Here is a 15,341-nt window from a genome sequence, read left to right as displayed (position 1 = left end):
CGCCTTATTGCTTGCTGGCGGCCACTTGAGCAGCAACTTCTTCAGCGAAGTTGTCGACTGGCTTCTCGATGCCGTCGCCTACTTTGAAGTAGGTGAAGGAAACGATTTCAGCGCCGGCCTTTTTGGCCAGCTCGCCAACCTTGACTTCAGGGTTCTTGACGAACGTTTGCTCGACCAAGGACGCTTCAGCCAGGAACTTGCTGATACGGCCTTTAACCATGTTCTCGACGATGTTATCAGGCTTGCCTTTGATTTTCTCTTCGTTGAGGCTCAGGAACACGGCTTTTTCGCGTTCGATGGCTTCAGCCGAAACTTCCGACGGCAGCAGGAATTCAGGGTTGCTGGCCGCTACGTGCATAGCGATGTCTTTGGCCAGTTCGACGTTGCCGCCTTTAAGGGCAACCACGACGCCAATCTTATTGCCGTGCAGGTAGGCACCGACAACGTCGCCTTCGATGCGGGCCAGACGACGGATATTGACGTTCTCGCCTACTTTACCAACCAGCACCAGACGATCGGCTTCTTGAGCGGCGATCAGCGGAGCGACGTCGGTCAGTTTGTCGGCGAAGGCTTTCTCGACGCTGGCAGCGACGAAGTTCTTGAAGTCGTCTTGCAGAGCCAGGAAGTCGGTCTGCGAGTTCACTTCCAGGATAACGGCGGCCTTGCCGTCTTCCTTGATGGCGATGGCGCCTTCAGCGGCAACGTTGCCGGCTTTCTTGGCGGCCTTGATGGCGCCCGAAGCACGCATGTCGTCGATGGCTTTTTCGATGTCGCCGCCGGCCTTGGTCAGGGCCTTCTTGCAGTCCATCATGCCTTCGCCGGTGCGCTCGCGCAGTTCTTTGACCAACGCTGCAGTAATCTCTGCCATTTCAAAATCCTCTTTGGATAGGTTTTCAACCATTCCACCCGATCAGTCGGGCGCTCGATTCGTCGAACGGTACCAGCGGCGGCGTGACGGTTTTGCAACGGTGTCAGCGCAATCAACCTGCCAGTACGTTCTGGAGGTGGCAAAAAGGGGGCCTAGCCCCCTTTTTGCGTACTGAGTCAACGCTTGGCGTTAACGACTCAGCCTTCTACCGCTGCAGCAGGAGCGTCCTGGACGTACTCTTCAGTACCGCCAGCAACGTGGTTGCGGCCACGGACAACGGCGTCAGCCATCGCGCCCATGTACAGCTGAATGGCGCGAATGGCGTCATCGTTGCCTGGGATGATGTAGTCAACACCTTCAGGGCTGCTGTTGGTATCGACGACGCCGATGACCGGGATGCCCAGCTTGTTGGCTTCGGTGATCGCGATGCGCTCGTGATCGACGTCGATGACGAACAGAGCGTCTGGCAGACCGCCCATGTCCTTGATACCACCCAGGCTGCGGTCCAGTTTTTCCAGATCGCGGGTGCGCATCAGCGCTTCTTTCTTGGTCAGCTTGGCGAAAGTACCGTCTTCAACCTGGACTTCCAGCTCGCGCAGACGCTTGATCGACTGACGAATGGTCTTGAAGTTGGTCAGCATGCCGCCCAACCAGCGGTGGTCGACGTACGGCGAACCGCAACGTGCTGCTTCTTCAGCAACGATCTTGCCAGCCGAACGCTTGGTGCCGACGAACAGGATCTTGTTTTTGCCCTGGGCCAGACGCTCTACGAAAGTCAGAGCTTCGTTGAACATTGGCAGGGTTTTTTCAAGGTTGATGATGTGGATCTTGTTACGCGCGCCGAAAATGTACTTACCCATTTTCGGGTTCCAGTAACGGGTTTGGTGACCGAAGTGCACACCGGCCTTCAGCATATCGCGCATATTGACTTGGGACATGATAGTTCCTTGATAAGTCGGGTTAGGCCTCCACGTATCCCAATGACCAACCAGCGGCATTCACCGAAGGCACCCAGGTCATCGTGTCGACACGTGTGTGGGTTTGTTCGCAAACGGGGTCAACCCCGAAAGCGGCGCACTTTATACCATACAATCGCATCCGGAGAAACCCGAAAAACGATGCCAACCAGGCTTTTGCACCGTCGGCGCAATCGCGCGACAATGGCCGCCGTCACCTTATATATAGAGGGCAGTAAAGGCGGCGTCCGCCAGCCACGGGAGAATTGCCGTGAGCTCTGGTAGAATCGCCCCCTAGCCCCGAGTTTACAAGCGCCGTCGCGCACCGAGAGAGCCTGCAATGACCGTCACGATCAAAACGCCTGAAGACATCGAGAAAATGCGCATCGCCGGCCGTCTGGCAGCCGACGTGCTGGAGATGATCCGCCCGTATGTCAAAGCTGGCGTGACTACCGAGGAGCTCGACCGCCTCTGCCACGACTATATAGTCAACGAGCAGAAGGCCATTCCCGCGCCGCTCAACTATAAAGGCTTCCCCAAATCGATCTGCACCTCGATCAATCATGTGGTATGCCACGGCATCCCGAATGAAAAGCCGCTCAAGGATGGCGATGTGCTGAACATCGACATTACCGTGATCAAGGACGGCTACCACGGTGATACCAGCGCGATGTTCCACGTCGGCACCGTACCGGTATGGGCCGAGCGTCTGTCGCAGATCACCCAGGAATGCATGTATAAAGCCATCGAGCTGGTCAAGCCGGGCTGCCGCCTGGGCGACATCGGCGAAGTGATCCAGAAGCACGCGGAAAAGAACGGCTTCTCGGTGGTTCGTGAATTCTGCGGCCATGGCATCGGCAAAGTGTTCCATGAAGAACCGCAGGTCCTGCACTACGGCCGCGCCGGTACCGGCATGGAACTGCAGGAAGGCATGACCTTCACCATCGAGCCGATGATCAACCAGGGCAAGGCCGACACCAAGGTGCTGGGCGATGGCTGGACGGCGATCACCAAGGATCGCAAGCTGTCGGCGCAATGGGAGCACACCATCCTGGTGACGGCGACCGGTTACGAGATCTTCACCCTGCGCAGCGATGAAACCATCGCCCGCGTTTCGGCCTGATCCGCAGCCTTTTGTCGGGGGCAGGCTCCTTCGCCACGACGACTACCGTAGCGAGGGGGTTTGCCCCCGAATAACTCTGTTTTCAATCGAGGAATGCCATTCGATGCCCCAGGTGGATCCGGAGTTGTTCGATCGCGGCCAATTCCAGGCCGAACTCGCGCTCAAGTCGAGCCCGATCGCTGCATTCAAGAAAGCCATCCGCCAGGCCCGCGACGTGCTCGACGAGCGCTTTCGCAGCGGTCGCGACATTCGTCGCCTGATCGAGGACCGCGCCTGGTTCGTCGATAACATCCTGCAACAAGCCTGGCAGCAGTTCGACTGGAGCGAAGAGGCCGACATCGCCCTGCTCGCCGTCGGCGGCTATGGCCGTGGCGAACTGCACCCCTATTCCGACATCGACCTGCTGATCCTGCTCGACAGCGAGGATCAGGAAGTCTTTCGCGACTCCATCGAACGCTTCCTCACCCTGCTCTGGGACATCGGCCTGGAAGTTGGCCAGAGTGTGCGCTCGGTCAACGAATGCGCCCAAGAGGCGCTGGCCGACCTCACCGTCATCACCAACCTGATGGAAAGCCGCACCATCGATGGCCCCGAAAGCCTGCGCAAGCGCATGATCGAGGTCACCAGCACCGCCCACATGTGGCCCAGCAAGGAATTCTTCCTGGCCAAGCGCGCCGAACAGAAGACCCGCCACCACAAGTACTTCGACACCGAGTACAACCTGGAGCCGAACGTCAAAGGCTCCCCGGGGGGGCTGCGCGATATCCAGACCATTCTCTGGGTCGCGCGCCGCCAGTACGGCACGCTGAACCTGCACGCCCTGGCCGGAGAAGGCTTTCTGGTCGAAAGCGAAAACAACCTGCTGGCCGCCTCCCAGGAATTTCTCTGGAAAGTCCGCTACGCCCTGCACATGCTCGCCGGGCGCGCCGAAGATCGCCTGCTGTTCGATTACCAGCGCCATATCGCTGAACTGCTGGGCTTCAAGGACACCGACGCGAAGAAGGCCATCGAGCGCTTCATGCAGCAGTATTATCGGGTGGTGATGAGCATCGCCGAGCTCAGCGACTTGATCATCCAGCATTTCGAGGAAGTCATCCTCGCCGAAGACGACTGCTGCGCGGTGCAGCCGATCAACTCGCGCTTTCAGCTGCACGACGGCTATATCGAGGCGACCCATGCCAACGTCTTCAAGCGCACACCGTTCGCCATGCTGGAAATCTTCGTGCTCATGGCGCAAAACCCGGAAATCAAGGGCGTGCGCGCGGACACCATTCGCCTGATCCGCGAACATCGCCACCTGATCGATGACAGTTTCCGCCACGATATCCGCAATACCAGCCTGTTCATCGAATTGTTCAAGTGCGAGATCGGCATCCATCGCAACCTGCGCCGGATGAACCGTTACGGGATTCTGGGCCGCTACCTGCCAGAGTTCGGCCATATCGTCGGGCAGATGCAGCACGACCTGTTCCACATCTACACCGTCGATGCGCACACGCTGAATCTCATCAAGCACCTGCGCAAGCTGCAGTACACGCCGATCTCCGAGAAATTCCCGCTGGCCAGCAAGATCATGTGCAAGCTGCCCAAACCGGAGCTGATCTATCTGGCCGGGTTGTACCACGACATCGGCAAGGGCCGTAATGGCGATCACTCCGAGCTGGGCGCGGTGGATGCCGAGGCATTCTGCCAGCGCCATCAATTGCCCGCGTGGGACAGCCGCCTGATCGTCTGGCTGGTGCAGAACCACCTGGTGATGTCGACGACCGCACAACGCAAGGATCTTTCCGATCCCCAGGTGATTCATGATTTTGCCGCCATGGCGGGCGACGATGTCCATCTGGACTACCTGTACGTGCTCACCGTGGCCGACATCAACGCCACCAACCCGAGCCTGTGGAACTCCTGGCGCGCCAGCCTGTTGCGCCAGCTGTATACCGAGACCAAGCGAGCCCTGCGCCGCGGCCTGGAGAATCCGCTGGATCGCGAAGAGCAGATTCGCCAGACGCAAAGCGCCGCGCTGGACATCCTCGTGCGCGCCGGAACCGACCCTGACGAAGTGGAACAGCTCTGGGCGCAACTGGGCGACGACTACTTTTTGCGCCACACCGCCGGCGACGTGGCCTGGCACAGCGACGCGATCCTGCAGCAGCCGGCCCATGCCGAACCGTTGGTACTGATCAAGGAAACCACCCAGCGCGAGTTCGAAGGCGGTACGCAGATCTTCATCTATGCGCCCGACCAGCACGACTTCTTCGCCGTGACCGTGGCGGCCATGGACCAGCTCAACCTCAACATCCACGACGCGCGCATCATCACGTCGAGCAGTCAGTTCACCCTCGACACCTATATAGTGCTCGACACCGATGGCGGCTCGATCGGCGACGATCCCCAGCGTATCCAGCAGATCCGTGACGGCCTGACAGGCGCCCTGCGCAACCCGGACGACTACCCGAACATCATTCAACGCCGCGTCCCCCGCCAGCTCAAGCATTTCGCCTTCGAGCCACAGGTGACCATCAGCAACGATGCCGGGCGCCCGGTGACCGTGCTGGAGCTCAGCGCGCCGGATCGCCCAGGGCTGCTGGCACGCATCGGCAAGATCTTCCTGGAGTTCGACCTGTCGCTGCAGAACGCCAAGATCGCTACCTTGGGCGAACGCGTCGAGGACGTTTTTTTCATCACCGACGCGCACAATCAGCCGCTGTCCGATCCGCAACTGTGCAGCCGCCTGCAGGAGTCGATCGTCGACCATCTGAAGGTCAACGGCGTCGACCCAACGCGAATGAGCATTTAACGAGACCCGATCGATGAACAACGCCCTGAACCAGCTGCAGCCTTACCCGTTCGAAAAACTGCGCGCCCTGCTCGGCGGCGTGCAGCCGGCTGCCGACAAACGCCCGATCGCCCTGTCGATCGGCGAACCCAAGCATGCGTCACCGGCCTTTGTCGGCCAGGCACTGACCGACAACCTCGACAAGATGTCGGTCTACCCCACCACCTTGGGCGTCCCGGCGTTGCGCGAGGCCATCGGTCACTGGTGCGAGCGGCGCTTCGGCGTGCCGGCCGGCTGGATCGATCCGGCACGCCACGTGCTGCCGGTCAACGGCACCCGGGAAGCCTTGTTCGCGTTCACCCAGACCGTGGTGCAGCGCAGCGACAACGGCCTGGTGATCAGCCCCAACCCGTTCTATCAGATCTACGAAGGCGCAGCGCTGCTGGCCGGCGCCAAGCCGCACTACCTGCCTTGCCTCGACGACAACGGCTTCAACCCGGACTTCGACGCGGTATCGGCCCGGACCTGGCAGCACTGCCAGATCCTGTTCCTGTGCTCGCCCGGCAACCCGACCGGCGCGCTGATTCCGCTGAACACCCTGAAAAAGCTGATCACCCTGGCGGACCAGTACGACTTCGTGATCGCTGCGGACGAGTGCTACAGCGAGCTGTACTTCGACGAGCAATCGCCGCCCCCGGGCCTGCTGACCGCTTGCGCGGAGCTGGGCCGCAGCGACTTCAAGCGTTGCGTGGTGTTTCACAGCCTGTCGAAGCGCTCCAATCTGCCCGGGCTGCGATCGGGGTTCGTGGCCGGCGATGCCGAGATTCTCAAGGCCTTCCTGCTGTACCGCACCTATCACGGTTGCGCCATGCCGGTGCAGACCCAACTCGCCAGCGTCGCCGCCTGGAACGACGAAGCCCACGTAAGGGCGAACCGCGACCTGTATCGCGAGAAGTTCGACGCGGTGCTCGACATCCTCGCCCCGGTCATGGACGTGCAACGCCCCGATGGCAGCTTCTATCTGTGGCCGAAGGTCGAAGGTGATGACGCCGAGTTCACCCGCGCGCTGTTCGAAGCGCAGCATGTGACCGTGGTGCCGGGCTCGTACCTGAGCCGCGAGGTCGACGGTCTCAACCCAGGCGCCGGCCGCGTGCGCCTGGCCTTGGTGGCGCCGTTGGCGGAATGTGTCGAGGCGGCGCAGCGGATTCGGGAGTTTGTGCTGTCGCGTTAGAGATCCGCAGGAAACGAGGGATGCCTATCCCTCGTAGCTCTGCGCGGTTACAACGCTATGATCGAACCTGCGCGGCTGAGCATGATCTGATTTGTCGGTCACCAAGGGAGCGCATATTCAGCTGCCTTGGCGGTCTCTCGAAGGTTGATGTCGTAGGTGTTGGACTTAGGATCTAATCGGATACTGAGCACCTCGAATCTTGCCAGCGGGGAATAGAGCAACTCGCACTCCCTGTCAGAAAAAGTAAGCCCCCCAGAGACCGAAACACCCGCACCACTATTACCCTTAATGCGATATATGACTTTAACTTCATCCGTACTGATGCTGGCAAACGTATCGGCTACCTTTTTATCAGTGGACGTCGAGAAAAACTGCCCCGGCCTGTACACGGTCGCCATATTAAACTTTCGATCGGAATCAAACCGGGAAATAAGCATCTTTAGTGCCGATAGACGCATACCCTGCCCCCGATAGGACGTCGAATCAGTAGTAGATGGAACGTAATAATCTTGGGCGGCTTTTTCTACCAGCCCGGGCAAATCAGAACAGAGAGCTTTAATATTTGAAAGCAGCGGGGCATTCCCGCGACTGAAAATGTTATCACCATGGGCCTTTTTATATTCACTGATCACATCCTTACTATTCAACTCAGCGCCGCCATTGCATTTGCCATATAACGAACGACTCATTTTATTTATCTCGCGAGCTCCGACATTGGTCTGATAAATCGTCGCAAACTCGACGCGACGCTCGGCAGCGTCCTCCGTTGCTTTTCTTGCTTTTGCTGCAGAAGTTTCAGCCTTAGACGTGCGCTTCGCTATCTTATTTAATGCTCCTTGCAATCGCGTAGATTTAGCAGTAGAAATTCGGAGGTCTTGTTCAAAGGCGTCCCTCTCCTGGCGCTTTTCAACGACAAAACCTTGCATGGATGTTTCCATGCGTGAAACAGACACATGCTTTTCCTCACCTAACAACTTGGCCGCGTGATTGAGCTCGGCTTTATAACGACTGCCGTGTACTATATTCTTGATGACTCCAAACTGCCCTACCTTGAACTTCCCATCCTTCAATCGAACGGCAGCGTCACCACCGTACCTGGTTGAAATACCCCCGAGCTCTTTCAACTTCTGCCTCGCTAAATCCAACTCACTTTTAATGTCTTGAATTTTGCTTTTGAGTTCAGAGACTTGGTTTTTGACTGACTCCAACTCACCATTCAGCCTATTTTCCTTACTTATTGGCGCACTCAGAGAAATCGAGGCACTACTACCAATTCCACCTATCACAGACACCATCCTGATTGTTTACATAGTTAAATGGGAGCGCGTTGAACGCTTGCAAATCTCGAACATCATCCAAGACCCATCCACATCAAACTTCTATAAACCGCCCAAGATCGTTCCCGGCGACCCTACCTCCGTGCGAATTCTTCCCTTAGATTTCAATGCTATATCATGGCGAACAAGCATGACCGGCTGCAGCGAGCCGGCATTGCCACCACCTCGGATAGCGACGCCCGCTTATCGCCCACCCCCCAGATTCGCCTCATTGATATCCAACTCAGCCAGCAACTGACGCACCACATCGTCCCCGATCTGCCGATGCCGTCGCAGGTCATAGAGCTTGCGCCGCTGAGCCCGCAGCGCTGCGAGGCGCAAACGCCGCTCCAGTTGGTGCATCTGCAGCGCCTGGGCCTGGGCTTCTTCGGAATCGTTGATGATATCCAGCTGATGGCGATATTCGGCCATCAACTGCGCTTTCATCTCGGTGGCCAAGGCGGCTTGCGCCGCATCGCCGCCGCTGTCCCCCAGCTCTTCGGCCTCAAGGGCCTTGATTGCCGCTTGAGCCGTCTGCCGACGGGTTTCGCGAACTTCGGCGTGGAGCTTCTCGTCCGAGCCCTTGTCCATGCCCCGCAGCAACAGCGGCAAAACGATGCAGGCGGCAATCAGCGACAGCAGGATCACCCCGGCTGCGATGAACAGCAGCAAGTCACGGTCGGGAAATGCCTGGTCACCCATCAACAGCGGCACCGACAAGGTACCCGCCAAGGTCACCGCGCCGCGCACGCCACCTACGGTCAACAACCAGCAGGAGCGCGCCGTCGGTACCGCCGTGATCTGTTTGGAGCCGCGCCAGCGACGCAGCAACACAGTCAGGCGCCAGACCCCTTGCACCCAGATGAAGCGCAGCACCACCAGCACGATGAAAATCGCCACGACCTCCAGGCCGCGCGAGCCCATGCTCGACCACAGATCGGTCTGGTGACTGGCCACCGCCTTGACGATATCCGGCAGTTGCAGACCGAGGATAAGGAAGATCAAGCCGTTGAAGGAGAACTCCAGCAGCGACCAGACGCTGCGATTGAGCAGGCGCGTCGCCGTCTGCCGCGGCAGCAGATCGAGCCAGCTCTGCATCATCCCGGCAGCCACCGCCGAGAGAATCCCCGAAGCGCCCAGGCGCTCGGCCAGCACGTAGGAGGCGAACGGCAACACCAGCATGAACACCACATGGGTGGCCGGATCGTCCCAGCCGCGGTTGATCATCCACACCCGCAGACGGCCCACCAGCCAGCTCAGCGCTACCCCGAGCGCCAGGCCGCCAACGGCGACCAGGACGAAGGTCAAACTGGCATCGGCGAGGGAAAAATAACCGGTCATGGCCGCCGCCAGGGCGAACTTGAAGGTCACCAGGCCCGAGGCATCGTTCATCAACGCCTCGCCTTGCAGCACATGCATCAAGGGCGTGGGCAAGCGGTCCTGGGCGATGGCCGACACCGCCACGGCGTCGGTCGGCGACAACACCGCGGCGAGGGCGAAGGCGACGGGCAAGGAGATCGACGGGATCAACCAATGGATGAAGTACCCGGCACCGATCACCGTGAACAGCACCAGCCCCACCGCCAGCGTCAGGATCGAACCGCGCAGGCGCCACAGCTCGCGCTTGGGCATCCGCCAGCCATCGGAAAACAACAAGGGCGGCAGGAACAGGAACAGAAACAACTCCGGCTCCAACGCCACATGCAAGCCCAGCGTGGGCAACGCCAGCAGGGCCCCGGCGGCAATCTGCAGAATCGGCAAGGGCAGCGGTACCAGTCTCGCGACCAGCTTGGACAGGCTCACGAGCATGAGCAGAATAAGGACGGTATAGGCGGTTTGCATGGGGGCGACGCGGTTCCTGTGCGGGAAGACTGATCAAGACGCCTCCAGGAAGAGAGGCGTCCGCTTGAGGCTATGGTACCGGTTACTAATGAAGCAGCGCTGCTGCACCATCGTCGCAGTATGCCGACGGATATATCTGGAAACAGGGCCAGCATTGATAGAAGATAACCCCAGAGTTATTTTTGCACCTTCGACTACTGAAGGAAATGTCGGTGCAGAGCAGACTGTTGATAAAAGAACTGGAAAAGGCAGGCTGGGTTCTTGATCGGATTACCGGAAGTCATCATCTTTTCAAGTTTCCGGGAAATCCCAACACCCTCCCCATCCCGCATCCAAAAAAGGATTTGCCGATTGGTACGGTCAAAAGCATCCGGCAACGCGCTGGTTTGATATGACGTCGGCACAGGAGAACATCATGCAATATCCCATCTGCATCGAGTGGGGCGACGAAACCACTGCAATCGGCATCCAGATCCCGGACATCCCTGGGGCGGTGACCGCTGGCGACACCTTTGAGGAGGCCTATAGCGCGGCCATCGAAATTGCCCACATCATGCTGGAGGAAATCGCGACCTCCGGAACGCCTATCCCCATGCCGACCTCTGCGGCCGCACACCGGGAAAACGCTGATTTCCAGAACATGGGCTGGGGCATGCTCGAAATAGACATCAGCCCTTATCTGGGCAAGACCGAGAAGGTCAACGTTACGCTTCCGGGATTCGTGATCCAGCGCATCGATCGCTTTGTGCGCGACCACCACATCAAAAGCCGATCCTCGTTCCTGGCCGACGCGGCGCTTGAAAAATTGCATCGCGCATAATCCGGTCACCTTTGCCCCGGACGCAGTCATGGCATCGAAACACGTGATGCCGCATAATTCGTCGATCAATCTTGCGGAGAACAGGGGACGGGCGGCCAGTGCCACCCGCCCGGCGACAATCCATGGCTTACACTCTCTATGGCATCAAGGCCTGCGACACCATGAAAAAAGCCCGTACCTGGCTTGACGAAAAACCGGTCGAATATGCCTTCCATGACTACAAGACCCAAGGCATCGACCGCGAGCACCTGACCCAGTGGTGCAACGAGCACGGCTGGCAAGTGGTGCTCAACCGCGCGGGCACCACTTTTCGCAAACTCGAGGACGCCCAGAAGGCCGACCTCGACCAGGCCAAGGCCATCGAACTGATGCTCGCCCAGCCCTCGATGATCAAGCGCCCCGTGCTCGATCTGGGCAACAAGACCCTGATTGGCTTCAAACCCGATATTTATGCGGCGGCCGTCCAGTAAGCACTGGCACCCATGGCCCCCTTTCACTTGCAACGAGGTAATTGCATGTCCACCACTCCATTCAGCCTGGCCTTCGGCGTCGGCACCCAAAACCGCAACGGCACCTGGCTGGAAGTGTTCTACGCACAGCCATTGCTGAACCCGCCCGGCGACCTGATCCAGGCCATCGCCCCGCTGCTGGACTACACTGGCGGCAACCAGGCCATCACCTTCACCACCGCCCAGGCCGCGCAACTGGCCGAAGCGCTGAAGACCGTCGACGCCAGCCAGTCCGCGCTGCTGACTCGCCTGGCTGAAAGCCATCGCCCACTGGTCGCCACCATTCTGGCCGAAGACATCGCTCTGACCTCCACCCCCGAGGCCTACCTCAAGCTGCACCTGCTGTCGCACCGCCTGGTCAAGCCGCACGGCGTGAGCCTGGCCGGTATCTTCCCGCTGCTGCCGAACGTCGCGTGGACCAGCCAAGGCGCCATCGATCTGGGCGAGCTGGCCGAGCGTCAACTCGAAGCACGCCTCAAGGGCGAGCTGCTGGAAGTGTTCTCGGTGGACAAGTTCCCGAAAATGACCGATTACGTGGTGCCGGCCGGCGTGCGTATCGCCGACGCTGCCCGTGTGCGCCTGGGTGCCTACATCGGCGAAGGCACCACCATCATGCACGAAGGCTTCGTCAACTTTAACGGCGGCACCGAAGGCCCTGGCATGATCGAAGGCCGCGTGTCGGCGGGTGTGTTCGTCGGCAAGGGTTCCGACCTGGGCGGCGGTTGCTCGACCATGGGCACCCTGTCGGGCGGCGGCAATATCGTCATCAAGGTCGGCGAAGGCTGCCTGATCGGCGCCAACGCCGGTATCGGTATCCCGCTGGGCGACCGCAACACCGTTGAATCCGGTCTGTATGTCACCGCTGGCACCAAAGTGGCCCTGCTGGACGAAAACAATCAGTTGGTCAAAGTGGTCAAGGCTCGCGACCTGGCCGGCCAGACTGACCTGCTGTTCCGTCGCAACTCGGAAACCGGCGCTGTGGAATGCAAGACCCACAAGTCGGCCATCGAGCTGAACGAAGCACTGCACGCTCACAACTAAGTGGCGCATCGGGGGCGCCAGCGGGCGGCCCCGACTGCCAGAGCCCATACCCATGTTCCAGCCCTCTCCCTGGCGCGCCGATTTTCCGGCCATCGCCGCCTTGCAACGCCAGCAGCAGACCTACCTGGACAGCGCTGCCACCACGCAAAAGCCCCAGGCCCTGCTCGACGCGATTGCTCACTATTACAGCCACGGCGCCGCCAATGTGCACCGTGCGCAACACCTGCCGGGCGCCATGGCGACCCAGGCGTTCGAAGGCAGCCGGGAAAAGATCGGCCAATGGCTGAATGCCCCGAGCCCCAGCCAGATCATCTTCACCCATGGCGCCACCTCGGCGCTCAACCTGCTGGCCTATGGCCTGGAGAACGAGTTTCGCCCCGGCGACGAAATCGCCATCAGCGCCCTGGAGCACCACGCCAATCTGCTGCCCTGGCAGCAACTGGCACAACGCCGCGGCCTGAAGCTGGTGATCTTGCCGCTGACCGCCGCCGGGGTCATCGACCTCGACAGCGCCGCCGCCCTGATCGGCCCGCGCACCCGCTTACTGGCCGTCAGCCAGCTGTCCAACGTGCTCGGCACCTGGCAGCCGCTGGATTCGCTGCTGGCCATGGCCCGTGCCCAAGACGCACTGACTGTGGTCGATGGCGCCCAGGGCGTCGTGCATGGGCGGCACGACGTGCAGCAACTCGACTGTGACTTCTACGTGTTTTCGAGCCACAAGCTCTATGGTCCGGACGGCCTTGGCGCCCTGTACGGCAGCTGCCGCGGCCTGGGCCGGCTGCAGCACTGGCAGTTCGGCGGCGAAATGGTGCATATCGCCGACTATCACCAGGCCAGCTTTCATCCGGCGCCCTTGGGGTTCGAAGCCGGCACGCCGCCGATCGCCAGCGTGATCGGCCTCAGCGCCAGCCTCGACTACCTGGGTGCTCTGGATACCAAGGCGGTGCTGGCCCATGAGGCGATCCTGCATCGCCAACTGCTGCGCGGCCTGCACGACCGCGAAGGTGTGCGCGTACTCGGTGATCCACAAGCAGCATTGGCCAGTTTCACCGTTGACGGCGTGCACAACGCCGATCTCGCCCACTTGCTGACCGACCAGGGCATCGCCGTGCGCGCCGGCCATCACTGCGCGATGCCATTGCTCAAGCGTTTGGGCTTGCAGGGCGCGATCAGGGTCTCGCTGGCCTTGTACAACGACAGCGACGACCTGCAGCGTTTTTTCGAGGCACTGGACAAAGCGCTGGAGATGCTTCGATGATCCTGCCGGACGCTGCGGCGCAGGCCTTGCAGGCCTTCCAACAGGCTCCCGGCTGGGAGCAACGGGCGCGGTTGCTGATGCAGTGGGGCGAACGCCTGGCCCCCATGAGCGACACCGAAAAGCGCGACGAGCACCGCGTGCATGGCTGCGAGAGTCAGGTGTGGTTGAGCGCCGAGGTCGTAGATGGGCGCTGGCAATTCGCGGCCTACAGCGACGCGCGCTTGATCCGCGGGCTGCTGGCCCTGCTGCTGGTACGGATCGAAGGCCTGGGCGCCGCCGAGGTCGAAGCGCTCGACATGCCGCGCTGGTTCTCCGAGCTCGGCCTGGCTCGGCAATTGTCACCTTCACGCAGCAATGGCATGCATGCGGTGCTCAAGCGGATGCGTGAGTATCTGGCAGATGGTCGCTAGGCTTGGGGGCCTCTTCGCGCGCAAGCGTTGCTCCCACGCTGGATCGCCGTACACCTGTGGGAGCCGGGCCCGCCCGCGAAGAGGCCCGATTTGATACACCGCAGAGTGCCTGTGCCGGCCCCTTCGTGGGCAAGCCTCCCACAGGTGCAGAGATCGCCACCGTTTGCGCAAAAACCTCAGCGCTCTGACGGCCGCCGCGAGCCGGAGACGATCTTCTCCACCGCCTTGGACGCCGCCACCATGCCGAAGCTGGCGGTCACCATCATCACCGCGCCAAAGCCACCGGCGCAGTCGAGCTTGACGCCCTCGCCAACGAACCCCTTCTGCAGGCACACGCTGCCATCGGGCAGCGGATAACGCAGCTGCTCGGTGGAATACACGCAAGGGACGCTGTAATGCCGGGTCACATTGCGGGAAAACCCGTAATCGCGGCGCAGCATCGAGCGCACGTTGGACGCCAGCGGATCGTTGTAGGTACGGTTCAGATCTCCCACCCTGATCAGCGTCGGATCGATCTGCCCGCCCGCGCCGCCGGTGGTGATGATGAGGATCTTGCGCCGCTTGCACCAGGCGATCAGGGCCGCCTTGGCATGGATGCTGTCGATGCAGTCGAGCACGCAGTCCATGTCTTGAGTGATGTATTCGGCCATGGTCTCGCGGGTCACGAAGTCGGCCACCGCATGCACCACGCAATCGGGGTTGATCCCCCGCAGGCGTTCCGCCATCACTTCGACCTTGGATTTGCCGACCGTGTCCGCCAGCGCATGCAACTGACGGTTGCTGTTGCTGACGCAAACGTCGTCCAGATCGAACAGCGAGATCTCCCCCACGCCGCTACGGGCCATGGCTTCGGCCGCCCATGAGCCGACACCGCCGACACCGACGATCGCCACATGGGCATCACGCAGGCGTTGCAGGCCTTGCACGCCGTACAAACGGGCGATGCCGGCAAAACGGGGATCTTGTTCAGTCATGGTTCGGGCCCTCGAAATTCGGCGCGCAGTATACATGGGGATGCGTGCAGCGTCCCTGTAGCGAGGGGGCTTGCCCCCGATTGCGGTGTATCAGCCTCTTGAATAGCGCTGGCGGGTTTTCGGGGGCAAGCCCCCCCGCTACAGCGAACTTCGTCCGCGAATCTCGATCAGAGAAATGTCCTACAGGCTATACCTATACAGTCCTACAACGCCTGCG

At 60.5% G+C, this 15,341-nt stretch carries 14 protein-coding genes; 9 read left to right on the top strand and 5 right to left on the bottom strand.

Annotation, left to right across the window (positions count from 1 at the left end; genetic code table 11):
* Positions 1-4: 4 nt before the first annotated feature.
* Together tsf and rpsB are read right to left on the bottom strand one after the other, a co-directional pair.
* Positions 5-868 (bottom strand): translation elongation factor Ts, encoded by an 864-nt coding sequence (gene tsf, locus AC3WJP_RS18700; protein WP_493722054.1) that lies wholly within the window; start codon positions 866-868, stop codon positions 5-7.
* Between the two features lie 197 nt (positions 869-1,065).
* A complete protein-coding gene (gene rpsB / locus AC3WJP_RS18695; protein WP_493722053.1) occupies positions 1,066-1,806 on the bottom strand; it encodes a 30S ribosomal protein S2 in 741 nt (246 codons plus the stop codon).
* 358 nt (positions 1,807-2,164) lie between these two features.
* Between rpsB and map the strand changes: the two genes are divergently transcribed.
* The 3 genes from map (at position 2,165) to dapC (ending at position 6,954) form a co-directional block, all read left to right on the top strand.
* The gene (map, locus tag AC3WJP_RS18690; RefSeq protein ID WP_493722052.1) at positions 2,165-2,947 is read left to right on the top strand and encodes a type I methionyl aminopeptidase; all 783 of its coding nucleotides are present in this window, start codon (positions 2,165-2,167) and stop codon (positions 2,945-2,947) included.
* A 103-nt stretch (positions 2,948-3,050) separates the two neighbouring features.
* Positions 3,051-5,744: a [protein-PII] uridylyltransferase gene (locus AC3WJP_RS18685; RefSeq protein WP_493722051.1), complete on the top strand. Its 2,694-nt coding sequence runs from the start codon at positions 3,051-3,053 to the stop codon at positions 5,742-5,744.
* Positions 5,745-5,757: 13 nt separating this feature from the next.
* The gene (gene dapC, locus AC3WJP_RS18680) at positions 5,758-6,954 is read left to right on the top strand and encodes a succinyldiaminopimelate transaminase (protein WP_493722050.1); all 1,197 of its coding nucleotides are present in this window, start codon (positions 5,758-5,760) and stop codon (positions 6,952-6,954) included.
* 98 nt (positions 6,955-7,052) lie between these two features.
* Here the strand turns inward: dapC and AC3WJP_RS18675 are convergent, their stop codons facing one another.
* Positions 7,053-8,240, bottom strand: coding sequence for an ADP-ribosyltransferase family protein (locus AC3WJP_RS18675; protein WP_493722049.1), 1,188 nt, complete (start codon positions 8,238-8,240; stop codon positions 7,053-7,055).
* A gap of 234 nt (positions 8,241-8,474) precedes the next feature.
* Entirely contained in the window at positions 8,475-10,112 is a 1,638-nt protein-coding gene (locus AC3WJP_RS18670) for a Na+/H+ antiporter (RefSeq protein ID WP_493722048.1), read from the bottom strand.
* Positions 10,113-10,324: 212 nt separating this feature from the next.
* Between AC3WJP_RS18670 and AC3WJP_RS18665 the strand changes: the two genes are divergently transcribed.
* From AC3WJP_RS18665 to AC3WJP_RS18640, 6 genes are all read left to right on the top strand, one after another.
* Complete coding sequence (locus tag AC3WJP_RS18665) at positions 10,325-10,507, top strand: type II toxin-antitoxin system HicA family toxin (protein ID WP_493722047.1); 183 nt, start codon at positions 10,325-10,327, stop codon at positions 10,505-10,507.
* A gap of 20 nt (positions 10,508-10,527) precedes the next feature.
* Positions 10,528-10,932: a type II toxin-antitoxin system HicB family antitoxin gene (locus tag AC3WJP_RS18660; RefSeq protein WP_493722046.1), complete on the top strand. Its 405-nt coding sequence runs from the start codon at positions 10,528-10,530 to the stop codon at positions 10,930-10,932.
* A 122-nt stretch (positions 10,933-11,054) separates the two neighbouring features.
* Complete coding sequence (locus AC3WJP_RS18655) at positions 11,055-11,402, top strand: ArsC family reductase (protein ID WP_493722045.1); 348 nt, start codon at positions 11,055-11,057, stop codon at positions 11,400-11,402.
* 45 nt (positions 11,403-11,447) lie between these two features.
* Entirely contained in the window at positions 11,448-12,482 is a 1,035-nt protein-coding gene (gene dapD, locus AC3WJP_RS18650; protein ID WP_493722044.1) for a 2,3,4,5-tetrahydropyridine-2,6-dicarboxylate N-succinyltransferase, read from the top strand.
* A 52-nt stretch (positions 12,483-12,534) separates the two neighbouring features.
* On the top strand, positions 12,535-13,740 hold the full coding sequence (locus AC3WJP_RS18645) for an aminotransferase class V-fold PLP-dependent enzyme (protein ID WP_493722043.1): 1,206 nt from the start codon (positions 12,535-12,537) through the stop codon (positions 13,738-13,740).
* A complete protein-coding gene (locus tag AC3WJP_RS18640; RefSeq protein ID WP_493722042.1) occupies positions 13,737-14,150 on the top strand; it encodes a SufE family protein in 414 nt (137 codons plus the stop codon). The genes AC3WJP_RS18645 and AC3WJP_RS18640 overlap by 4 nt, the downstream gene beginning before the upstream one ends.
* 176 nt (positions 14,151-14,326) lie before the next feature.
* Here the strand turns inward: AC3WJP_RS18640 and tcdA are convergent, their stop codons facing one another.
* Positions 14,327-15,124: a tRNA cyclic N6-threonylcarbamoyladenosine(37) synthase TcdA gene (tcdA, locus tag AC3WJP_RS18635; RefSeq protein ID WP_493722041.1), complete on the bottom strand. Its 798-nt coding sequence runs from the start codon at positions 15,122-15,124 to the stop codon at positions 14,327-14,329.
* Between the last annotated feature and the right edge of the window lie 217 nt (positions 15,125-15,341).

The organism is Pseudomonas sp. GW821-FHT01A09, assembly GCF_058986725.1.
This window is presented reverse-complemented; position numbering and strand designations above follow the sequence as displayed.